Below are 21,889 nucleotides of genomic sequence, written 5' to 3' on the forward strand. Positions count from 1 at the left end.
GGCACACTGGGTCACATGCGTGCGAGCCGGTTGCTGTCTCTGCTGCTCCTCCTGCAGACCCGCGGCAGGATGACCGCGCCAGAGATCGCCGAAGAGCTGGAGGTGTCGGTCCGCACCGTCTACAGGGACGTCGAAGCCCTGTCGGCCGCCGGCGTCCCCGTCTACGCCGACCGCGGGCCGCTCGGCGGATACCGGCTGCTCGACGGCTACCGTACCCGCCTGAACGGGCTGACCGTGGAGGAGGCGTCGTCGCTGTTCCTGGCCGGCCTGCCCGGCCCGGCCGCCGAACTCGGGCTCGCCGACTTCGCCGCGGCGGCGGAGCTGAAGCTGCTGGCCGCGTTGCCGCCCGAGCCGCGTTCCCACGCGGCCAGGATGCGGGAGAGGTTCCACCTCGACGTGCCGGGCTGGTATCGCGGCGCCGACGAGGCGCCGTTTCTCACGGAGGTCGCCGAGGCGGTGTGGGAGGAGCGCGTCCTCCGGCTGCGTTACCGACGGTGGGGGCCGGCCGAGGTGGAACGGCTGCTGCATCCCTACGGGCTGGTTCTCAAGGGTGGCTCCTGGTATCTCGCCGCCGCCTGCTCGGGCACGGTGCGGACCTACCGGGTGAGCCGGATCATCGAGGCCGAGGTGCTGCCGGAGCGCTTCGAACGGCCGCAGGACTTCGATCTCGCCGCGTTCTGGCGCGGCTTCGCCGCGGAGTTCGCCTCACGCATGTACACGGCAGAGGCGGTGGTGCGGCTCGCGCCGGGCGCGGAGGATCTGCTCCGATACACCCTCGGGGGAGAGGTGGTCGACAAGGCGCTGGCCGACGGGCGGCCGGAGCCCGGCGGCTGGACCCGGCTGACGCTGCCGATCGAGTCCCTCACGCACGCCCGGTGGCTGTTCCTGCGCATGGGCGCCCTCGTCGAGGTGCTGGAGCCGGCCGATCTCCGCGCACTGATGGCCGAGGCGGTCGCGGACCTGTCCCGCGTGTACGGCGCGGTCCCGGAGGGCGGCGGCCCAGTCCCGGCAGGCGAGACCGGCGCCGCAGGCGAAAGCTAAGCGGCCGGCACCGGCCCGGACTGCCGGTCGTTCCGCTGCTCAACGGCTCAGTGAGGTCTCTCGTTCCACATGCGACAACTTGTCGGGATTGCGGACGAAGTAGACCCCGGTGACGAGGCCGCCCTCGATTCGCATCGCCACGACGCCGTCGATCTCCCCGTGGATCCGCATGACAAGACCCGGGTGACCGTTGACCCCCACCGGCTCGACCGACACCTCGGTGCCGAACCTGTCCAGGCCGGCGGCCAGAAGACGAGCCACCTTGCCGGCCCCCACGACGGGCCGGAGCAGGGCGTGTTTGATGCCGCCGCCGTCGCTCAGGAGGACGACGTCGGGGGCGAGGATGTCGAGCAGGCTCTGCAGGTCGCCGGTCTCCACCGCCTGCTGGAAGGCATGGAGGGCCTCGCGGGTCTGGTTCGGGGAGACGGTGTCGCGGGGGCGTCGGGCGGCGACGTGTGCGCGTGCGCGGTGGGCGATCTGGCGGACCGCGGGCTGGCTTTTGCCGACGGCTTCGGCGATCTCGTCGTAGTCGAGGTCGAACACCTCGCGCAGCACGAACACCGCCCGCTCGGTCGGCGACAGCGTCTCCAGCACCAGCAGCATCGCCATCGAGACGCTGTCGGCGAGTTCGACGTCCTCGGCCACGTCGGGCGCGGTCAGTAGCGGCTCGGGCAACCAAGGGCCGACGTAGGACTCCCTGCGCCGCCCCAGCGCACGCAGCCGGATCAGCGCCTGGCGGGTGACGATCCGCACCAGGTACGCACGCCGATCCCGCACCGTGCCGAGATCGACGCCCACCCATCGGAGCCAGGTCTCCTGCAGCACGTCCTCGGCGTCGGCGGCCGAACCGAGCATCTCGTAGGCGACGGTGAACAAGAGGTTGCGGTGGTCGACGAACGCCCCGGTGGCCGGGTCCGTGGCCGGGTCCGTGGCCGGGTCCGTGGGTTCCCCGCACACAAGCGGCTTGGCTGCGTCCACCTGTCCTCCGCTCATCACCGGCTCCTGCCTGATCGCTCTCGACTGTGCCACACGCACAAGATGCCGGTGCTCGCGGCTGTGTGACCGCGGTGACCGGTGGCGTATGTCACACAACCGTGCCGTCACAGGGAGCGGGGCAGCGGCATCTCGTGTTCGTCAGGACGCCGCGCGGACGATCCGCGCGGCATGTGACTCCAAGGGGTGAGGACGGATGACGAACTCGGAGCAGACCTCAGTGCTGATCACCGGAGGCAACAAGGGACTCGGTTTCGAGACGGCCCGGCGGCTCGGGGAAGAGGGGTGGACGGTCTTTCTCGGCTCGCGTGACGAGGGCCGGGGGCGGGCGGCCGCCGACAAGCTGACCGCCAATGGCGTCAACGTGATCATGGTCCCACTGGACGTGACCTCGGACGAGTCGGTGGCCGGCGCCGTACGGCTCGTCTGGGAGCACACCGACCGGCTGGATGTCCTGATCAACAATGCCGGCGCGCCGGGAGGGGTCGTCCCGCCTGCGGACGCGACGGTGGACGAGATCCATTCCGTCTACGAAACCAACGTGTACGGGCCGATCAGGGTCACGCACGCGTTCCTTCCCCTGCTGCAGGCGGCGGACCATCCGCGGGTGGTGATGGTGTCCAGCGCCGGTGGTTCCTTCGCGGTCGTGACCGATCCGGAGCAGCCCGTCTCGAGGATGCACGAGCTCGCCTACACCTCGTCGAAAGCGGCGCTGAATATGGTCACCGTCCGGTACGCCCAAGCCATTCCGAAGATCAAGTTCAACGCCACCACTCCCGGAGAGGTCGCGAACCGAACCTTCGCCGCCACCGACATGAACAATCACACCGGTCAGTTGACGGTCACCGAGGGCACGGACTCGATCATCGGGCTCGCGATGATCGGCGCCGACGGGCCGACGGGGATCTTCACCGACCGCCTCGGTCCCGTCGCCTGGTGACGGCGCCTGGTGACGGCGGCCAGCGGCAGCGCCTGGGCGCCGCCGCGCACCCGGTGACCTCGCGGTCGCCTCCGGCGAGGGGAGGAAGGAGCCCGGCTCGTGCGATCCGAGCCTGGCCCCGCCCCGAGCCGGATAAGGCCGTCGCGCGAGCCGGACAGGGCCGTCGCCCCCGGTCGGCGGTCAGGAGCTGGTGAGGATGACGAGTCGCTGGGTCGCCCGGGTCATGGCGACATAGCGGTCGACCGCTCCTTGGACGCCCTCGCCGAACCTCTCGGGGTCGATGAGGACGACCAGGTCGAACTCGAGCCCCTTCGACAGCTCCGGGGTCAGCGACCGGACGCGGGAGGTCTCCTCGAACGCGGGATCGCCGATGACGCATGCGGTCCCTTCGGCATGCTCGGCGAGCCAGGTGCCGAGGATCCCGCTCAGCTCCGCAACGGATCCGTGTACGACGGGGACGCCGCCGCTGCGGATGGAGGTCGGCACGTTGGCGTCGGGGAGCGCGGCCCGGATGACCGGCTCGGCCTCCGCCATGACCTCTTCCGGCGTCCGGTAGTTGATGCTCAGGGACGCGAGCTCGATCCGGTCGAGCCCGACCCGCTTGAGCCGCTCCTGCCACGACTCGGTGAACCCGTGCCTGGCCTGGGCGCGGTCTCCCACGATGGTGAAGCTCCTGGACGGGCAGCGCAGCAGCAGCATCTGCCACTCCGCGTCGGTGAGCTCCTGAGCCTCGTCAACGACGACGTGCGCGAACGGACCGGCGAGCGTGTCCGCGTCGAGCGCGGGCAGCTCGGACTCGTCGACCAGATTTCGCTGGAGGTCCTCCCGGCTCAGCTGCGTCACGAGGCCTTCACCGTCGTCGTCGGCCTCGATCAGGTTCTCGACGACCTGGGCCATCTGCTCGCGCTGGGCGGCGAGGGCGGCGTCCCGCCGGCGCTTGCGCCGTGACGCCTGCGGGTCGCCGAGCCGCTGTCGCGCGGCGTCCAGGAGCGGCAGGTCGGACACCGTCCAGGCGTGGGCGTCCGCGCGCTGCAGCTTCCGAATCTCCTCGGGGCTGAGCCAGGGCGCGCACAACCGCAGATAGGCGGGCACGGACCAGAGGTCGCCGACGAGATCGTTCGGTTCGATAAGCGGCCAGGCGCGGTTGAAGGTCGTGAGCAGTTCCCTGTTGCGCAGCAGCGACTTGCGGAGCAGGTCGGCGGGCGTGTCGCCGTCGTACTTGTCCACCAGGATGGTGAGCAGCTCCGCCCAGATCTGGTCGCGCGCCTCGTTGTGCGGAGTGCCCGGGTCGGGTGCCTCGAACGCCTCGGCCCAATCCTCGGCGCTCAGCCAGATGCCGGACCAGGGGGTCGTGACCGTCATCCCCGTGGCGGGCGGATTCTCGTAGAACCTGACGGCCGGCTCGATCGCCTTCACCAGATCCGCGGACGATTTGAGCCGGGCCACGTCCGGGTCGGTCTCGACCGCCGCCGCCGCACCCTCGGGGACGAGGTCCCGCAGGGTGCAGGTCTGCACGCCCTCCTCGCCGAGGCTGGGCAGGACGTCGGCGACGTACGCCAGATAGGGCTGGTGCGGGCCGACGAACAGCACGCCGCCCCGGCGGTGACCGAGGCGGGGATCGGAGTAGAGGAGATAGGCGGAGCGATGCAGCGCGACGACGGTCTTCCCCGTTCCCGGGCCGCCGTCGACCACGAGAGCGCCCTGGGACCCCGCGCGGATGACGGCGTCCTGGTCGGCCTGGATGGTGCCGAGCACGTCGCGCATCCGTGGCGACCGGCTGCTGCCGAGGCTGGCGATGAAAGCCGACTGGTCGTCGAGCGCGGCGTGCCCCTCGAACCCGTCCGGGGTGAACACCTCGTCCCAGTAGTCGCTGATCCGGCCGCGGCTCCAGCGATACCTGCGGCGGCTCGTCAGGCCCATCGGGTTGGCGTGGGTGGCTCCGAAGAACGGCTCGGCCGCGGGGGAGCGCCAGTCGAGCAGCAGCCGGCGACCCGCGCTGTCGGCGAGGCCGAGCCGTCCGATGTACACGGGCTCGGGGTCGTCCTCGCCGACCATGTGCCCGAGACAAAGATCCAGACCGAAACGACGCAGCACGCGCAGGCGCGCGGTCAGCCGATGGACCTCCAGGTCCCGGTCCATCGCCTGCCGGCCTCTGCCGCCGGGCGCCCTGAGCTCGGCGTCGAGGCGGCCGGCCAGGTCGGCGATCGACTGGTCGAGGCTGGCCGCGATGGCTGCGAAGTGCCGCTCGTCGGCGGCGATCAGCTTCGGATCGGCCTTGTGGGCGAGGCGGTCGGGAAGGTCGAACGCGCTGGTGGGCAGCGGGTTCACGCTATCAGCTCCGATCTGGGTCGGCTGCGACCGTTACGCGCACCAAGGCGCCCGGACCGCCGTGACGGCCTGGTGGCCATGACGGGCAACGCTGCCTCCCTGATCCGTAAGTCCACGACACCATACGCACGTTCGCATCCCCCGTTTTCCGCCGGCGCTGCTTCCGGCCGACGATTGTGCGGCACGACCGGGGTCTTGCCGCAAGTCCCCCTGGCCGCTATACGTTGAGAGTGGAGGGGAGCGGAGCCTCCCCGTTCCTCGCATCGTCCGCTGCGGACGGACAACCCTTCCTGCCCCGTCACCTTCCGGCCGCCTCAGCCCGGCTACGGCGGCGCGGTGCGCCGGGTGGGAATCCGGTTGTGGCGCTCGGACTCCCGCCAGGACGATGAGCATATGGTTTGGTTTGCTTTCGTCGGTTCCTGCCTCCTGCTCGCGATGATCCCGGGTGTCAGCACCGCGGTGATCCTGCGGCAGACGCTCAGGGCCGGGCGCTCGTCCGGAGCGGCCGCCCTCCTCGGCAACGAAACCGGCATCTTCCTGTGGGCGATGGCCGCCGTGTTCGGTCTGTCCGCGCTGGTCCTGGCCTCGGAGGTGGCGTACGGCGCGATGAAGGCGGTCGGCGCGGCGCTCCTGGTCGTGATGGGCGTCCAGTCGCTGTGGAAGGCCAGGCGCGCGCCCGTGCCCCTCGACGCGTCCGTGCCGTACGACGGGGGCGAGGCGCGGACCACGGGCGGCGGCTTGCGCCGCTCGTACGGTCTCGGGCTCGCCACGTGCGGCGCCAACCCCAAGGCCGCCGTGTTCGCGATGTCGTTCCTGCCGCAGTTCGTACCCCAGGGCGCCCACGTTCCGCTGACGCTGACGCTGCTCGCCGGGATCTGGGTGGCCGTGGACGTCGTCTGGTACGTCGGGGTGATCTGGCTGATCGGCCGCGCCGGTGCCGTGCTCGGCAGACCCGCGGTCCGGCGTCGTCTGGAACAGGTGTCGGGGGCCGTCCTGGTCGCCCTCGGCGTCCGCGTCGCGTTGGAGGTGCGGTGACGGTCCGGCATGGCCCTCCGCTCCCGAAGGTGTCCCCGGCCCCGAAGTAGCTGTGTGAGAAAGCACGATCGCGGTTCGTGAACGCGCGGCCGCGTCGGCCGGCTCGATACATCCTCCAGTCTCTGGAAACTTCCATGTGATGTATGTTTTGCGCATGGAGGAATCGCGCCGCGATCGTAAGAAGCGGCTGACCAGGCAGCGGATCGTCGCCGCGGCGATGAGGCTGTTCGCCGAGCAGGGATATGAGCAGACCACGGTGGCGCAGATCGCCGTGGCGGCGGACGTCGACCCCAAGACGTTCTTCAACTACTTCCGCGCCAAGGACGAGGTCGTGTTCGCCGACACCGAGCACATCTTCGACCTGCTGCTCGGCGCGCTGGCGGCGCCGCGGCCGCAGGAGGGCCCGGGCGAGCTGCTGACCAGGGCGGTGCAGGAGTACGCCGCCCGGCGCCGCCCCGAGGTGCCCCGCAAGGAGCCCGAGGAGCTGTCGGCGGGGGTCCGCCTGATGATGACGACGCCGGCGCTGCAGGCCAAGGGGTTGTACCTGATGCTGGACCTGCAGCGGAGGATGGCCGGCGAACTGCTGAAGGCGTTCCCGGACCAGTTGGATCCGATCACCGCCGCCGCGATGACCGGCTCCCTGATCGGCGCCGTTCAGCAGGCGAGCCTGGCGAGCGTCGAGCTCGGCCGGTCGCAGGACGAGCTGTGGCAGGCCGCGCGGCACGGCCTCGACGTCGCCGCGCGCGGCCTGCTCTCGGTCCGCGCGGACGCCGCAGAAGGGAGCGACCCGTCATGACAGAGAACGAACGGAGCCTCGCCCGCGACGCGCGGCGGGCGCTGCGCGAGGGCCCCGAGGGGATCGCGCGGCGGCAACGGGCCCGCCTGGCCGAGGCTGTGGCCTATGCCCGCGCCCACTCGCCCTACTACCGCGAGCTGTACCGGGCGCTGCCCGACGAGATCGACGACCCGGCGCGGCTCCCGGTCACCGGCAAGAAGGCGCTCATGGCGCGCTTCGACGACTGGGTCACCGACCCGGACGTGACGCTGGCCAAGGCCCGGGAGTTCGTCGCCGATCCCGCCCTCGTGGGCGAGCGCTTCCAGGGGCGGTACCTCGTGGCCACCACGTCCGGCACCAGCGGGCTGCGCGGCATCTTCCTGCAGGACGAACGGAGCGTGGCCGTGGGCAACGCGGTCGGGCGGCGCGCGCGAGCCGGGCTGGGGGTCGGCGACCTCGTGCGCCTCATGCGCGGCGCCGGCCGCACCGCCATCGTCTCCGCGCCGCCCGGCCACTTCTCCACCGTCGCCGGGGCCGCGCGGTTCCGGCGCGACCACCCGCGGCTGGGCTGGATGCTGCGGGAGTTCTCCATCCACATGCCGCTGCCGGAACTGGCCGCCGGGCTGAACCGATACAACCCCAGCTCGCTCGCCGGCTTCTCCGGCATGCTCGGGCTGCTCGCCGGCGAGCAGGAGGCCGGCCGCCTGCGCATCCACCCGGGGATGGTTATCGCCGGCGGCGAGGCGCTCACCGCGGAGAACCGCGCCCGGATCGCCGCCGCGTTCCACGCCCAGGTCCGCTCCGCCTACGCCGCCACCGAGTGCGGCTTCCTCGCCTACGGCTGCGCGCACAACTGGCTGCACGTCAACACCGACTGGGCGGTGCTGGAGCCGGTCGACGCCGACCACCGGCCCGTCCCGCCGGGGCGGCCCTCGCACACCGTCCTGCTGAGTAATCTCGCCAACCGGGTCCAGCCGATCCTCCGCTACGACCTGGGCGACAACGTCCTGGTGCGGCCCGACGCCTGCCCGTGCGGCAGTCCGCTGCCCGCCGTCCAGGTGCAGGGCCGCGCGGCGGAGATGCTCGAGTTCCCCGCCGGTGACGGCGGGCACGTCCGCATCTCCCCCATGGTGTTCGGCACGCTGCTGGACCGCGTCCCCGGCATCGCGCAGTTCCAGGTCGTGCAGAGCGCGCCGGCCACGTTGCGGGTGCGGCTGAAGCAGGCGGACGGCGCCGATCCCGATCACGTGTGGCGGACCGTGCGCGAGGAGCTCTCGCGCCTGCTGGCCGGACACAGGGCCGAGCACGTCGCGTTGGAACGCGCCGAGGAGCAGCCGGAGCAGTCGGCCGGCGGCAAGTTCCGCAGGGTCATCCCCCTGGCCCGCTGACTGCGGTGCGGGCCGGCCTCGCCCCCGAACCACGCTCACCGTACGTGAGCCCGTCGTCCTGTCGCGCTCCGGCGTCGCCGACTCGGGCATGTGAGATTTCCGAGGTCACAGCAGCCGGTCGACCAGCCCGTCGATGTAGTCCGGGGTGAGCGGGCCCATGCCGAACAAGACGCGGATGTACATCGGGGCCAGGATGTGGTCGAGCACGCCGAACGCGTCGGGGGCGTGCTCGCCGCGTTCGCGGGCGCGATCGAGCATGGACTGCAGTTGCCGCATGCGTTCGGCGCGGAGGTCGTCACCAGCCTGCCGGCCCTGCTGACCGTGGCCGGACAGGGCGACGGCCAGGTGCAGCACCGCCGGACCGTCGGGTCCGGTGATCTCGCGGGCCACGTTGGCCGCGTAAGTGCGCAGGTCGCCGGCCAGGCTCCCGGTGTCGGGCATCGGCGACCGCGTGTTGAGGCGGGTGAGCGCCACGTCGGTGAGCAGGGCTTCCAGGCTGCCCCACCGGCGGTAGATGCTGCTGTCGGCGACGCCCGCGCGGGCCGCGACCTCGCCGACGGTGAAGTTGCCGTAGCCGTGCTCTCTGATCAGCTCGGTGACGGCCTGGTGCACCTGCGCGCCGACGCGGGCGCTGCGCCCGCCGGGCCGTCGGGCCCGCTGTCGCTCGTCCATGCCATCACCTTAACGCAGTCGCGACTTGCGTTTGTATGGCAATCCACCTTATGGTCTCCTAACGCAGTCATTGACTGCTTTAGAGCGCTCAGGTGTATCGCCACCCGCGTCAGCCGTGGCCGGGCGCAACTCCACGATTGAGAGGAATCCCCATAACCGCATCGCATGCGGCCGTAGGCAGTCGATCGAACCGGGCCGTGCTGCTCACGGTGACCTGCCTAGGCCAATTCATGGTCCTGCTCGACAACACGATCGTTGGAGCGGCGCTGCCCGATATGCAGCACCGGCTGCACACTCAGCTGACCGGTCTGCAATGGATCGTCGACGCGTACGTACTGCTGGTCGCCATGCTGCTGCTGTCCGGCGGAATCTTCGCCGACCGGTTCGGCCGCAAGCGGGTGTACCTGACCGGCGTGGTGGTGTTCACCGCCGCGTCGGTGCTGTGCAGCCTCGCGCCCTCGGTCGGCTGGCTGGTCGCCGGCCGGGTGCTGCAGGGCATCGGGGCCGCGGCGCTGAGCCCTGCCTCGCTGGCCCTGCTCGCCGCCGCCTATCCCGTGCCGCGAGAACGAATCAAGGCGATCGGGCTGTGGGCCGGATTCAGCGGAATCGGCCTGGCCGCGGGCCCCGTGGCCGGCGGCGTGCTGACAGATGCCTTCGGCTGGTCCGCCATCTTCCTGGTCAACCTGCCCATCGGCGTGATCCTTCTGCTGGTCGGCCTGCGCCACCTTGAAGAGGCCCGCAATCCGAGCGCCCCCGCAATCGACGTCCCGGGGACGGTGCTGTCCGTTCTGGCGGTGGGGGCGCTGACCTACGGGTTGATCGAGGGTGGTGCCCGCGGCTGGACGTCGCCGGTGATCCTGGGCGGCTTCGCCGCCGCGGTGATCCTCTTCGCCGCCTTCGTCGCCGTCGAAGCGCGTTGTTCGGCACCGATGCTGCCGCTGCGGCTGTTCCGGCAGCGGCTGTTCACCGTGTCCAACACCGCCATGATCGTGGTGGGGTTCGCGCTCATGGGCTCGTCGTTCTTCTTCTCCCAGTTCTTCGTGTACGTCCAGGGCAGCTCGATCCTGCGCGCCGGCCTGCAGACCCTCCCCGCCTCCCTCGCCATGGTGATCGTCAGCCCGTTCGCGGGCCGGCTCGCCGCCCGGTACGGCTTCCGAATCGTGGTCACCACCGGCCTGGCCCTGGCCGGCCTGGGACTGCTGGCACTCGGCATGGTGCACGCCGACACCGGCTACGGGAACGTGTGGTGGCGGCTGGGAATCGTCGGCATCGGCTTCGCCCTGACCATGTCCCCGCTGACAGGCGCCGCCATCGAAGCGGTCAGCCCGCAGGAAGGCGGCCTCGCCTCTGGCATCAGCAGCACGACCCGGCAGATCGGCGCGGTGCTCGGCGTGGCGGTACTCGGAGCCATCGTCCGCACCCGGCAGTCCGGCGGCGCGTCCTTCGAGGCAGGCATCGACAGCGCCTTCGTCGCGGCCGGCGCCATCACATTGGCCACCGCCGTGTTCACCGGCCTGTGGCTGGCGAGGTCCAAGCCCGCGGAAGGCTCCGCGGCGCCGCAACGTTCCACCGATCCAGATGCGATCATCACATCGAACGAGGCATCCGTGAACAGCCGATGACGACAACAACCGCCTTGGCCAGGGTGATCCGGCAGCGCTTCGACGACGCCGACGTGGAGCGGCTGCGGCGCGCCCCGGCCGGCATCGAACGCATCGCCGCCGAGCACGAACAGGAGAAGTCCCTTTGAACCACGTGACCCAGGTATCCATCGAAGAGCGCACGGTGGCCGGCCGCGCGGAAGCCCCCGAACCGGTCAAGAGCCTCCCCACCCCGGGGGCCGTCGTGGTCGCCCTCGGCGTCCGCGTCGGGTTGGAGGTCCGGTGACGGTCTGGCACGAGGAGCGGGGCTCCGGTGAGCCCGTCGTCCTGTTGCACTCCGGCGTCGCCGACTCGGGCATGTGGGATCCCCAGTGGGAGCCGCTAGGGGAGCGGTTCCGCCTCATCCGGCTCGACTTCCGGGGACACGGGCACACGCCGTGCACGTCCGAGGGGCCGTACTCGGACGCCGGCGATGTCGCGGATCTGCTCGCGGCGCTCGGGCTGCGCCGGGTCGGACTCGTCGGATCGTCGTACGGCGGGCGGGTCGCGCTGGAGCTCGCGACCGGTCATCCCGATCTCGTCTCGCGGCTCGTGCTGCTGAACGCGGGCTGTGGCCTGCCGGCGACCCCCGACCTTGAGGCGTTCGGGGGAGAGGAGGACCGGCTGATCGAGGCGGGCGACGTCGGGGGAGCGGTGGACCTCAACGTCCGCACGTGGCTGGGTCCCGAGGCGGACGAGCCGACCAGGGCGCGGCTGGCGGCGATGCAGCGGCACGCGTTCGAGGTGCAACTGGCCGCCGATCCGCTGCCTGAGCGGCGGAGGGAGCCGATCGATCTGACGGTGGTCACCGCGTCCACGCTGGTGGTCACGGGCGGCCACGACCTGCCGTACTTCCGGGAGAGCGGGCGTCACATGGCGGAGGCGCTGCCGGATGCGACGCTGCTCGATCTCGACTGGGCCGGCCACCTGCCGAGCCTGGAGCGCCCCGCCGAGGTCGCCCGTCTGCTTGTTGAGTTCCTATCCTGATCTACTTTGTAAAGGCGCCCGCTTGTCGCAGAATAAAGAGATCGCCGCGATATCCGCGAAAAACCAGCAAACAAGGCGGGGGGCAGGCATGACCGCGCGTACGAGTCGCCTGCCGTCTCCGGCGACGAGGTGGGTGATGCCCGCCCTGGTCGGATACTCCTTCTCCGTGGCACCGGCCTTGACCACCCTGACCGCGGTCTTGGCCGTCCTCGCCGGCGCGGCCCCGGTCGGCATCACCATTGGGATCGGTGAGCTGGTGGACGGGCTCACCTCGGCGATCGGCCAAGGGCTGGGCACCCCGGCGGCGCGGGAGTGCTATCGCTGGGTCGTCCTCATCGTCGTGCTGTTCTTCCTCACTCATATCACCGAGTCTGCGCGGACGGCTCTGGGCCGGGCACTCGGCCGCCGGGTCACCGGCCGGCTCAGCGAGCGAGTGATGATGGCCGCCTCCGGGCCGGCGACCATCGGCCACCTCGAGGATCCGGCCTACCTCGGCCGGATCGAGCGCGCCCGGGGCAACGGGACCATCGACATGCCGCCCGGGGAAGCGATCTTCGGCTTCTCCACCAGGGCCTCGCTGTGGGTGAGCAGCATCGGCTCCGCGGCTTTGCTTACCCGTGTCACCTGGGGGCTGGGGCTCATCGTCTTCGCCGTCTTCGTCGTGATCCACTCCCGGCTGGTCCGGAACTACCGGATCGCCGTCATCGAGACCGTGAGTCAGACGACGAAACTGCGCCGTACGTCCTACTTGCGGGACGTGCCGACCACGCCGGGTGTGGCCCGGGAGGTCCGTCTCTTCGGCCTCGCGGCCTTTTTCCGCGATGCCTACCAGGCGGAGTGGCGCGTGAACATGATGGAGGTCTGGCAACGGCGGCGTGAGCATCGCTTGTTCGTCGTCATTGTGGTTGTGGTCACTGGCGTCACGGTCGCCTCGGTTTTCTACTACCTGGGATACCGGGCGGCAACCGGAGGTTCGACGGTGGGTGATCTGGCGCTCGGCGGCCTTGCCGTCCGGGCACTCCTCCAGGTGCTCCGGGCGGACGAGGACGACCTCCGCATCGGCTTCGGCTCGAAGGCGGCCGCCGAGGCGTTCGCTTTTCCGGTCGTGGCGACGCCGGTCGGGCCGGACACCGATCCCTGGTCGGCGCCGGTCGCGACCATCTCCTGCGAGGATCTGCGCTTCCGCTACGGTGGCGCCTCCGGCGAGGTGCTCCACGGCATCGATCTCGCCATTCCCGCGGGTCAGTCGCTCGCCGTCGTCGGTCTCAACGGGGCCGGCAAGACCACACTGGCCCGGCTCATCGCCGGCCTGGACGCTCCGAGCGGGGGTTGCGTGCGCGTCGGTGCGACCCCGATCGAGGACGCCAATCGCCAGAGCTGGCAGCGTCAGGTGGTCGCCGTCTTCCAGGACTTCGGCCGCTATGAGCTGACTGTGCGGGACAACATCGCCTTCGGTTCCCTGGCCAATGCGGACGACGAGGAGGGCCTGCGGGCTGTGGCGCGCCAGGCCGGGCTCCTGAAGATCATCGAGGGACTCCCAAAGGGCTGGGACACGGTGATGTCCAGTGGCTTCGACGGCGGGGTCGACGCGTCGGGCGGCGAGTGGCAGCGCATCGCCATCGCCCGGGCACTGTTCGGTCTGCGGCACGGCGCACGGCTGCTGATCATGGACGAGCCGGCCGCGAGCCTTGACGCCCGCGCCGAGGCCCAGCTCTACGACACGTTCCACGAGCTCACCGCGGGCGCCACCACCATCGCGATCTCGCATCGGTTCGCGACCGTGCGCAAGGCGGAGCGGGTGGTCGTGCTCGATAACGGCCAGATCGTCGAGGATGGCACGCATGAGGATCTGATCACCGCCGACGGCCGGTACGCCGAGCTGTTCCGCCTGCAGGCGAAGCGTTTCGAGGAGACACCGTCTTGATCAGCGCCCTGCGCTTTGTTCTCACGACCGGACCCCGCATCGACTGGGTCCGGTCCTTGCTCGTGGTGGCGGTGGCGATTCTCGAACAGGTCACCGGGGTCGGCCTCGCAGTGCTGCTCGGACTGTTCAGCGAGGTGGCGAGCCGGCAATCGATCAGCGGTGCGGTGACACTCGCGCTGTGCGTGGCGATCTTCGTGATGCTCACCCAGGGCACCTTCATCGCCGGCTATTTCACCCGCCTTCGCCTGCAGGAGGAGATCCAGAACGAAGTCGAGCGCCAATTCATCGACGTCGTCGGCACCACGCCGACGCTGGAGATCCACGAGCGTTCGAGCCGCTCGGAAAAGGCGGCGGCGGTCCGTGGTGCGCGGGGCGACATCGGGCCGGCCTTCGACCGGCTGCTGTGGCTGGCCGGAGCCGCGCTGGCCCTGATCGCCTCGGCCGTCCTGATGGCCTCGGTCGTTCCCATCCTCGCCGTACTACCGCTTTTCGCCGTCCCCGCGGTGCTGGCCACCCAGGCGGCGGACAAGAAGCGCGGTCGGGCCGTGCAGTGCGCCACGCCCCGGACCCGGCTGGCCGGTCATCTGTTCACGCTCGCCACCACGGCCGCACCCGGGCGCGAGACCCGCCTTTTCGGACTGGCGAGCGAGCTGCGGCGCAGGCACCGCGAGGAGTGGGACTCCGCAGGCCAGGACATCGCCCGGACCGATCGACGGACCCGGGTGCCGGTCGCGCTGGCTTGGCTGTTCTTCGTGCTGGCGTACGCGACCGCAATCGTCCTGATGGTGAGGGCCGGCCTGGCCGGGGACGCCTCGCTCGGCCTCGTCGTCGCGGCCATCGCCGTCGCGAGCCAGATCACTGGGCAGGTGCAGAGCTCGTTGACCTTGACCTTCTGGACGCTGGAGTCGCTTCGGGCAGCCCGGGCGTTCCTCGACGTGGTGGAGGACGGCGCAGTGGAGCGGGCGGCCGTCGTGCCGAGCACGCCGGTGACGGTGCCGGCCCGGCTGGACGGCGGCATCAAGGTGGAGGGTCTCAGCTTCCAGTACTGGAACCGCGATCAGCCTTCACTGAACGACATCGACCTCGAACTCCCGGCCGGCGCCGTGGTGGCCCTGGTCGGCGAGAACGGCGCGGGGAAGTCGACGCTCGTCAAGATGCTCAGCGGTCTCTACCGGCCGAGCGCGGGGCGCGTCCTGGTGGACGGGGCCGATCTCACGCAGTTCGCGCCGGAGGACTGGCGCGCCCGGATCACTGCGGCCTTCCAGGATCCGGTACACATCGAGATGTCCCTGAAGGACACGATCGGACTGGGCTGGCTCGAGCATCGCGACGACCCGGAGCGGATCCTCGAGGCGCTGCGGACGGCCGGCGGCGACAAGCTTCTCGCTTCGCTGCCCGAGGGCCTGGAGACCCGGCTCGGGCGAGAATCGTGGGACGGCAAGGGGCTGTCGGGGGGCCAGTGGCAGACGGTGGCCAACGCCCGGGCGGCGATGCGGCAGGCGCCGCTGCTGAGGGTCCTGGACGAGCCCTCCGCCAGTCTCGACGCACGGGCCGAGGAGTGGCTGTTCCAGCGGTACTCCGACTTGAGCCGCCTGGAGGGCGGGGTGACCATTCTCGTCACACATCGTTTCACCACCGCCCGGGCGGCTGATCTCATCGTGGTTCTGGACGGCGGCCGGGTCGTCGAGGTCGGCACTCACGACAGGCTGAGTGAGGCCGGTGGGCTTTACGCCGAGTTGTTCCGCCTGCAGGCCCGGTACTTCGTCTGAGCCCGTAGTCGAAGGTGTGTGTGTAACGCGCCCGGTTGGAGGGGCGTACCACCGCGAAGACCTCGACATAAGGACCGTTTATGAGAGGAGCGCGTAACGCACGGGAGGTCCGCGAAGGTATCCGTGTTTGGGGCAGGCAGAAATCGGCGATCGGCGCGACGATGGGCTGGTGGTCAACAAAGGAGCGAACGATCTCGGCGGCTTTCTGCGTAGCCGACGCGAACGCCTGACACCAGACGCTGCGGGTATCGAGCCCTGCGCTACTCGTCGGCGAGTCCCGGGGCTGCGCAGGGAAGAGCTGGCCGAACTTGCCGGGGTCAGTATCGGCTACTACACGCGCCTGGAGCAGGGGGTCAGTGGCAGCGCTTCTGGTGCTGTCATCGACGCGCTGGCCGCGGCGTTGCAGCTCTCTCCGGCTGAGCACGAACATCTGCGGATCCTTGCTGCTCCGCGACGCCCGACTCGTCCTCGTGCCCGTAGAAGCAAGCTGAGTCCCTCAGTGCGTGGACTGCTCGCCGCCATGCCTGGAACACCGGCGATCGTGATCGATCACCGTGCCGACGTCCTCGCGTGGAACCGCCTCGGACACGCGCCTCCGGTGATGTTAGGCGGTGCCTGGCCTGGTTCGATATTCCTGCTCTGCGGCGCCGGCCCCGACCGCTCTGGCCGGCGCCGCGGTATTCCGGGACCCCGGGGCGCATCTGCGTGCCCAGACCCTGTCCGACCTCGGTGACCAGCTCATCGACCACTACGTCCGCAAGGCCAGGCAGGCCGGCGCGTCGTGGAGCGAGGTCGGCGACGCCATCGGGGTGTCCAAACAGGCCGCCCAGCAACGCCACGCGCCCAACGTGTTCGAACGGTTCACCGACCTGAACCGGCACAGCATCGTGCTGGCGCAGGAGGCCGCCCGGACGCACAAGCACGACTTCATCGGCACCGAGCACATCCTGCTCGGCCTGCTCGGCGAGCCGCGGGGCCTGGCGTACGAGGTGCTGGTGGCGAAGACCGAGTCGGAGCAACGTATCCGTGACGCGATCGAGGAAGCGATGCCGCCGGCCGGGCAGAAGGCGCTGCGGGGTCACATCGCGTTCCGGCCGGAGAGCAAGGAGGCCATCGAGCAGGCATCGCGCGCGGCGGCCGATCTCGGTCACGACTGGGTCGGCACGGAACACACGCTGCTGGGCTTGATCCGCGTCGAGGAGAGCCTGTCCGCGCAGATCCTGCGCAACCTCGGTTTCGCGTCGGACGAGCTGCACGAGACCGTCAAGACCGAGATCGCCAAGCGGTCCGCCAGGCGCGACACGCAGTAAGGGGGGCCACGGCCGCGAGGGTGGCGTCCGCGGCAGAGCGGGGAGCTTCGGTCATCGAGGTGGAGACGAAGTCCTCGATAGCGTCCATGTGTTCGGGCTGCAGACCTCTGCTGGGTAACGGCGCGATCAGCAGGGCCCGGCCGCCCTTTGTCAGTTCGTCGTGGACCGGCCCGCTGGTGGGCACTTCGACGTCGTCCGTCCAGATGAGCCCCCGCCCGTGCGCCAGGACCTGCCGTGCGGCGGCGAGTTTGGCCGTCGCGGCGGCGGTGCTGGACAGTTGCTCGGACCAGGCGCGGGTCAGGCGGGGCAGAGCGAAGAGCCGTTCCATCTGGTCGGCGTCGGCGCACCAGGTGCTGCACCAGCGGATTTCGACACCGCCCGCCCGGTGCAGAGCGCGGATGCGGTCGAGCAGAGCCGGTGCCCACCGTATGCGGTAGGCGTCGCTGCCGGAGTAGGCGGTGCCGCTGCGCGGGGCGCCTCCCCAGCCGGGCCGGGAGGCGTTGATCACGCCGTCGACGTCGAGCAATCACACCGGCCGGTTCATCGGCCGGCATGCCTGGCGTGCGCGCGATAAGGGGTTGCGATGTTCATGCGCCGACTCCTGTGGGCCGCGGAGTGAGGTGGCGGTGCGGTCAGACGGCTCCCGCCTGACCCGGCCCATTGTGGTGGCTGAGAACGAGGGGCAGGAAGAGCTCGTCGACGATCGATCGGATGCGGGCGGGCTTCAGGGGCTCGAGGTCCATGAGCAGGTCGTGGCGCACCAGGTCGAACGGCATGGCGAGCACCGCGGGAGGGATCCGTTCCAGGTCGATCTCGCCGCGGTCATGGGCACGCTGGTAGATGGCCCGAACGCGTGGAAGCCGCTGGTCGCCGATGATCCTGTCGCGCACCTGGGTGGGGGTGAGCCCGGTGTCGGCCAGCAGCCCCGAGAAGGCGGTGGCCGCGGCGATGGCGGAGAAGCCGGCGCGTGCCTCGCCCATGCCGGTCAGCGCGGCGAGGAGGTCGCCGCGCAGCGTGCCGGTGTCGGGGAGGTCGACCGGGTGGCTGTTGCGATAGTGCTCCAGCGCGGCGAGCACGAGCTGGTCCTTGTTGGCCCAGCGACGGTAGAGCACGGCGATACCGGTGCCGGCCCGGGACGCGACGGACTCCATGGTCAGCTTCGCGAAGCCGGCCTCGACCAGCTCGTCCCAGGCCGCGTCCAGCAACGCGGCCACAAGCTCGGGCCCGCGTCGGCGCTGGCGAGCGGGCTCGGTGCCAGATGTGGTCACGACCCCATCATAAGGAAGGTTTGCATTCCCTAGCAAAGGCACCCTACTCTCATAAGAGATGGATTCCACTCTTAATCTGAGGGCGGGGCGATGACAGAGACCACCGAGGCGAAGCTGTCGCCGCAGGTGAAGAACGCGCTGACCGCGCTGATCGTGGGCGGGATCGCGGCGATCCTCGACTCGACGATGGTCACGCTGGCGATCCACACGCTGGCGGTGAAGCTGCACTCGACCGCCGACACGATCCAGTGGGTCACCACCGGTTTCCTGCTGGCGATGGCCGTCGCGATCCCGGTCACCGGGTGGGCGGAACGCCGCTGGGGCGGCAAGCGGGCCTGGATGACCGCGCTGGTGCTGTTCATGCTCGCCTCGGTGCTGTGCGCGGCGGCGTGGAACGACGCCGGCCTGATCGGGTTCCGGGCGCTGCAGGGCTTCTCGGCCGGGCTGATCTTCCCGCTGATGCAGACGCTCGCGGTGAGAGCCGCGGGCGGACGTGTCAGCAGCCGGCTGATGGCGGCCGTCAGCCTGCCGATCGCGCTTGGTCCGATCCTCGGCCCGGTGATCGGCGGCGTGATCCTCAACTGGCTGAGCTGGCGCTGGCTGTTCCTCGTCAACGTGCCGGTGATCGCCGCCGGGCTGCTGCTGGCGTGGCGGTTCCTGCCCGCCGACCGTCCCGGCTCCTCCGCCGGGCGCGGGCGCCTGGACTGGATCGGCCTGGTGCTGCTCGCGCCGGCGCTGACGGGGATCCTGCTCGGCCTCTCGCAGCTGTCGGAGCATGGCGGGATCGGCCACGCCGGGGTGCTGGTGCCGCTGTCGGCCGGGGTCGTCCTGCTGGGCGGGTTCATCGCCTGGGCCTCCCGGCCCGGCGAGCGCGAGCCGATCGTCGACGTGCGGCTGCTGCGCGTGCGCTCGCTCGGCAGCGCGTCCGCGGTCCTGTTCACCGCCGGCGCGGCGATGTACGCGGGCATGTTCCTGCTGCCGCTGTACTACCAGCAGCTGCGGGGCGACAGCGTGCTGGACGCCGGGCTGCTGATGATCCCGCAGGGCGTGGGCGCGCTCGCCTCGCGCTTCCTGATCGGCAGGGTGGTCGACCGGTTCGGGGCGCGAGCCGTGACGATCGCCGGCTTCCTGCTCGCCGCCGTCGCCACCGTCCCGTTCGCGCTCGCCGGGCCGGACACGAGCCTGTGGTGGCTGGGAGCCGTGCTGCTGGTTCGCGGTCTGGGGATCGGTGCGGTGCTGATCCCGCCGATGTCCATCGCCTACCAGGACATCCAACCGGCGGGCATCCCGCACGCCACCATGAACAGCCGCATCGTCCAGCAGGTGGGCGCCTCGTTCGGTACGGCGATCGTGGCCGTCGTCCTGCAGTCGCTCCTCGGCCAGGGCGCCACCGGCGCATTCCAGGGCGCGTTCTGGTGGGCGGCCGGCATCGCCGTCGCCGCGGTCGTCCCCGCCGTCGTTCTCCCGGCCGGCAAGCCGACGGGCCGCGGACCGGCTGCCCCACGGTCGCGTCATGTCTTGACGACACACCCAGCGCAGCCGAAGTAATTCAGCCGTTCAACAATAGGCCTCAGCGTTCCAGAGCTTGGCCGGCGCGAACGTTGTCGAACGCGCCGGCTGACGGCGGCGGTGCCGGTCGGCGGGCCGGCGTTACGAGCCGCGCGCCACGCGGGGGAGTCGCGGCGCGCTCCAGGTCAACCCGGGATCATCGGGTGCGGCTCATTGGGCGGTGCAGGGGGTGCCGTTCAGGGTGAAGGCGGTCGGCAGGATGTTGGGGCCGCTGTAGGCGCCGACGAAGCCGATGGAGGTGCTCGCGCCGGGTGCGAGCTTGCCGTTGTCCGGGGTGCTGGTGACATTCACCGCGGTCCCGTTCTGCGTCCAGTTGGCGCTCCATCCGCTGCTGACGGTCTGCCATCCGGTGGGCCAGGTGAAGTGGAGCGTCCAGCCGTCGACGGCGGCCGTTCCGGTGTTGGTGACGTCCACGGTGGCGACGAACCCGTTGCCCCAGTCGCTGGTGTCCGTCAGGCGTACCGCGCAGGAGCTCTCGTCGGGGGTGCCGGTGGTGAAGGTGAGTGGCGCGGAGGCCCAGGAGACGCGGCCGGCGGTGTCGCGGGCGACGACGTTGACCGTGTAGCGGGCGCCGGGGACGAGGTTGCGGACCGTGAAGGAGGTGCCGGGGGTCTCGCCGAGTTGTTCGGTGACGGCGCCGTTCTGGCGGTGGATCTCGTACTTGGCGACGGGGCTCGCGCCGGGGGCGGCGGCGGGCCAGGAGATGGTGGCGGTCTTGTCGGTGACGCCGCTCGCGGTGGGCTGTCCGGGGGCCGCGGGGGCGCCCGTGGTGGCGCTGGCCGGGTGCAGCACCAGCGTGGTCAGCGAGTACGGCGGGAGGGTCTGGGTGGTGGCGGTGCCGGCGTGGCCGGTGCTGACCGAGGTGGCGCCGTTGGTGAGGGTCTGCACGGTGGGCGCCGCGGCGGCGGGAGTGAACCCGGCGTAGCCGATCTCCACCTGGTGTTCGCCGTCCGGGTCGCGGTTGATCAGCAGGACGGCGAGGTCGCCGTTGGGGCGGCGGGCGGCGTGCGCGACGACCAGCGGCTCATCGGTGGCCGCGCGGACGAACCGGTCGCCGGGGCGGGCGAACGCGCTGACCATGGTGAGCGCGTGGTAGGGGGCGAAGGGCGTGTTGAGCGGGGGTTCGCAGGTGTCGCCTGAGCAGGTGCCGCTGGACAGCATGCCGAAGTCGCCGTAGTCGGTGTGGCCGGCGACGGTGCTGATGGTGCCGGCGCCGTTGTGGACGTTCCACCAGTCGACGGTGAACACGCCCTGTTCCATGAAACCGGCGTAGGCGTCGGCGGCGAACAGTGCGCCGGGCTGGGTGTTCGGCGCGATCCCGCTGTTGATCTCGGTGACCGCGATGCCGATGTCGCCGGCGCGGGCGCCGGCGTGCTTGGCGATCTGCTTGCGGACCAGGTAGATCATGTCGGGGATGTGGGCGGTCTTGGTGAGGACGTCGGCCACGTCGTTGTACGGGGGATACCAGTGCAGGATGACGAAGTCGATCTTCGAGGCGGCGATCGACAGGACGGTGTCGTTCCAGGTGGCCTGGTCGCCGGCGGCGACGATGCCGTCGGGCCAGTTGGCGGGGGTGGTGAGCACCGCACCGATCTTGATGGTGGGGTCGACGGCCTTCATGGCGTCGGAGTACTGCACGAGGTTCCTGGCGTACTCGGCCGGGCTCTTGTCGGCGTGGTCGTCGGCCTCCCAGTCGGCGCCGTAGTGGCCGTTGCCGTAGTTCTCGTTGCCGATCTCCCAGTACTTCACGCCGTACTTCTTGGTGACGTTGGCGTACTCGACCCAGTCGGCGGCCTCCTGGGCGGTGCCGGTGCCGTAGTTGGCGATGACGATCGGCTGGGCGCCGGTGCGCTTGGCTCCGCTGATGAAGGTGTCGAAGTCGGTGTCGGGGGCGACGTAGCCGCCGGGCGCGGTGTGGGTCTTCCAGTGGTAGATGTCGCTGTACGACCCACCCGGGTAGCGCAGCATCTTCACGCCGGCGGCCTTGAGGAGGTCGGCGGTCTCGTTCGTGCCGAGGTTGCTGTCCCAGATCGCGTGGTTGGTGCCGACGGCGGTGTCGGACGCGGCGGCCAGGCCCGCGCGGGTGTTGACGGTGACGTTGACGGGCGCGGTGTCGGCGGTCGCGGCGGGTACGCCGGTGAGGACCTGGGCGGCCACCGCTGCGCCCGTGAGGAGTGCGATGGCCGGCCTGGCGATGCGCAGGGTGCTCATTACGTCCCTTTTCTGGAGGATCTTGCCCGTGCGATCGTG

Annotated in this window: 20 protein-coding genes; 14 read left to right on the forward strand and 6 right to left on the reverse strand. The window is 70.6% G+C overall.

The window, feature by feature from the left end; translation table 11 throughout:
- Nucleotides 1-15 precede the first annotated feature (15 nt).
- On the forward strand, nucleotides 16-1,041 hold the full coding sequence (locus FLX07_RS12720; RefSeq protein WP_142570929.1) for a helix-turn-helix transcriptional regulator: 1,026 nt from the start codon (nucleotides 16-18) through the stop codon (nucleotides 1,039-1,041).
- Between the two features lie 39 nt (nucleotides 1,042-1,080).
- Here the strand turns inward: FLX07_RS12720 and FLX07_RS12725 are convergent, their stop codons facing one another.
- The gene (locus FLX07_RS12725; protein ID WP_142570931.1) at nucleotides 1,081-2,034 is read right to left on the reverse strand and encodes an RNA polymerase sigma-70 factor; all 954 of its coding nucleotides are present in this window, start codon (nucleotides 2,032-2,034) and stop codon (nucleotides 1,081-1,083) included.
- 196 nt (nucleotides 2,035-2,230) lie between these two features.
- On the opposite strand from FLX07_RS12725, the gene FLX07_RS12730 reads away from it, so the two are divergent.
- Nucleotides 2,231-2,974: an SDR family NAD(P)-dependent oxidoreductase gene (locus FLX07_RS12730; RefSeq protein ID WP_142570932.1), complete on the forward strand. Its 744-nt coding sequence runs from the start codon at nucleotides 2,231-2,233 to the stop codon at nucleotides 2,972-2,974.
- Between the two features lie 180 nt (nucleotides 2,975-3,154).
- Here the strand turns inward: FLX07_RS12730 and helR are convergent, their stop codons facing one another.
- Entirely contained in the window at nucleotides 3,155-5,302 is a 2,148-nt protein-coding gene (gene helR, locus FLX07_RS12735) for an RNA polymerase recycling motor ATPase HelR (protein WP_142570934.1), read from the reverse strand.
- Nucleotides 5,303-5,695: 393 nt separating this feature from the next.
- Here helR and FLX07_RS12740 point away from each other — a divergent pair, with 393 nt between their 5' ends.
- The 3 genes from FLX07_RS12740 (at nucleotide 5,696) to FLX07_RS12750 (ending at nucleotide 8,500) form a co-directional block, all read left to right on the forward strand.
- Nucleotides 5,696-6,337, forward strand: a complete 642-nt coding sequence (locus FLX07_RS12740) for a LysE family translocator (RefSeq protein WP_142570936.1) — start codon at nucleotides 5,696-5,698, stop codon at nucleotides 6,335-6,337.
- Nucleotides 6,338-6,491: 154 nt separating this feature from the next.
- Complete coding sequence (locus FLX07_RS12745; RefSeq protein ID WP_142570939.1) at nucleotides 6,492-7,133, forward strand: TetR/AcrR family transcriptional regulator; 642 nt, start codon at nucleotides 6,492-6,494, stop codon at nucleotides 7,131-7,133.
- Complete coding sequence (locus tag FLX07_RS12750; RefSeq protein ID WP_142570941.1) at nucleotides 7,130-8,500, forward strand: phenylacetate--CoA ligase family protein; 1,371 nt, start codon at nucleotides 7,130-7,132, stop codon at nucleotides 8,498-8,500. The genes FLX07_RS12745 and FLX07_RS12750 overlap by 4 nt, the downstream gene beginning before the upstream one ends.
- 105 nt (nucleotides 8,501-8,605) lie before the next feature.
- On the opposite strand, the gene FLX07_RS12755 is transcribed toward FLX07_RS12750, so the two are convergent.
- Nucleotides 8,606-9,172, reverse strand: coding sequence for a TetR/AcrR family transcriptional regulator (locus FLX07_RS12755; RefSeq protein ID WP_142570943.1), 567 nt, complete (start codon nucleotides 9,170-9,172; stop codon nucleotides 8,606-8,608).
- A gap of 209 nt (nucleotides 9,173-9,381) precedes the next feature.
- Here FLX07_RS12755 and FLX07_RS12760 point away from each other — a divergent pair, with 209 nt between their 5' ends.
- The 8 genes from FLX07_RS12760 to FLX07_RS12785 all read left to right on the forward strand — a co-directional run bounded on the left by FLX07_RS12760 (nucleotide 9,382) and on the right by FLX07_RS12785 (nucleotide 16,802).
- On the forward strand, nucleotides 9,382-10,794 hold the full coding sequence (locus FLX07_RS12760; RefSeq protein ID WP_189104930.1) for an MFS transporter: 1,413 nt from the start codon (nucleotides 9,382-9,384) through the stop codon (nucleotides 10,792-10,794).
- The gene (locus FLX07_RS38375; RefSeq protein WP_263407628.1) at nucleotides 10,791-10,922 is read left to right on the forward strand and encodes a hypothetical protein; all 132 of its coding nucleotides are present in this window, start codon (nucleotides 10,791-10,793) and stop codon (nucleotides 10,920-10,922) included. Before FLX07_RS12760 ends, FLX07_RS38375 begins: the two co-directional genes overlap by 4 nt.
- The gene (locus FLX07_RS36420) at nucleotides 10,919-11,059 is read left to right on the forward strand and encodes a hypothetical protein (RefSeq protein WP_167748218.1); all 141 of its coding nucleotides are present in this window, start codon (nucleotides 10,919-10,921) and stop codon (nucleotides 11,057-11,059) included. Before FLX07_RS38375 ends, FLX07_RS36420 begins: the two co-directional genes overlap by 4 nt.
- Nucleotides 11,056-11,799, forward strand: a complete 744-nt coding sequence (locus FLX07_RS12765) for an alpha/beta fold hydrolase (RefSeq protein WP_142570945.1) — start codon at nucleotides 11,056-11,058, stop codon at nucleotides 11,797-11,799. The genes FLX07_RS36420 and FLX07_RS12765 overlap by 4 nt, the downstream gene beginning before the upstream one ends.
- Nucleotides 11,783-13,723 carry an ABC transporter ATP-binding protein gene (locus FLX07_RS12770; protein WP_223853359.1) on the forward strand — a complete coding sequence of 647 codons (1,941 nt, stop codon included), beginning with the start codon at nucleotides 11,783-11,785 and terminating at the stop codon, nucleotides 13,721-13,723. The genes FLX07_RS12765 and FLX07_RS12770 overlap by 17 nt, the downstream gene beginning before the upstream one ends.
- Complete coding sequence (locus FLX07_RS12775; RefSeq protein WP_142570947.1) at nucleotides 13,720-15,492, forward strand: ABC transporter ATP-binding protein; 1,773 nt, start codon at nucleotides 13,720-13,722, stop codon at nucleotides 15,490-15,492. The genes FLX07_RS12770 and FLX07_RS12775 overlap by 4 nt, the downstream gene beginning before the upstream one ends.
- Nucleotides 15,493-15,661: 169 nt before the next feature.
- Nucleotides 15,662-16,225 (forward strand): helix-turn-helix domain-containing protein, encoded by a 564-nt coding sequence (locus tag FLX07_RS37685; RefSeq protein WP_142571149.1) that lies wholly within the window; start codon nucleotides 15,662-15,664, stop codon nucleotides 16,223-16,225.
- Complete coding sequence (locus FLX07_RS12785; RefSeq protein WP_223853403.1) at nucleotides 16,113-16,802, forward strand: Clp protease N-terminal domain-containing protein; 690 nt, start codon at nucleotides 16,113-16,115, stop codon at nucleotides 16,800-16,802. The genes FLX07_RS37685 and FLX07_RS12785 overlap by 113 nt, the downstream gene beginning before the upstream one ends.
- On the opposite strand, the gene FLX07_RS12790 is transcribed toward FLX07_RS12785, so the two are convergent.
- On the reverse strand, nucleotides 16,756-17,328 hold the full coding sequence (locus FLX07_RS12790) for an HAD domain-containing protein (RefSeq protein WP_208762189.1): 573 nt from the start codon (nucleotides 17,326-17,328) through the stop codon (nucleotides 16,756-16,758). The genes FLX07_RS12785 and FLX07_RS12790 overlap by 47 nt on opposite strands.
- Nucleotides 17,329-17,434: 106 nt before the next feature.
- The gene (locus FLX07_RS12795) at nucleotides 17,435-18,070 is read right to left on the reverse strand and encodes a TetR/AcrR family transcriptional regulator (RefSeq protein ID WP_142570951.1); all 636 of its coding nucleotides are present in this window, start codon (nucleotides 18,068-18,070) and stop codon (nucleotides 17,435-17,437) included.
- Between the two features lie 90 nt (nucleotides 18,071-18,160).
- On the opposite strand from FLX07_RS12795, the gene FLX07_RS12800 reads away from it, so the two are divergent.
- Nucleotides 18,161-19,618, forward strand: a complete 1,458-nt coding sequence (locus FLX07_RS12800; protein ID WP_142570953.1) for an MDR family MFS transporter — start codon at nucleotides 18,161-18,163, stop codon at nucleotides 19,616-19,618.
- 171 nt (nucleotides 19,619-19,789) lie between these two features.
- Here FLX07_RS12800 and FLX07_RS38380 read toward each other — a convergent pair whose 3' ends face one another.
- Nucleotides 19,790-21,850, reverse strand: a complete 2,061-nt coding sequence (locus tag FLX07_RS38380) for a cellulose binding domain-containing protein (protein WP_142570955.1) — start codon at nucleotides 21,848-21,850, stop codon at nucleotides 19,790-19,792.
- Nucleotides 21,851-21,889 lie beyond the last annotated feature (39 nt).

It is taken from the genome of Microbispora bryophytorum (assembly GCF_006874465.1).
Classification (GTDB): Bacteria; Actinomycetota; Actinomycetes; order Streptosporangiales; family Streptosporangiaceae; genus Microbispora; species Microbispora bryophytorum.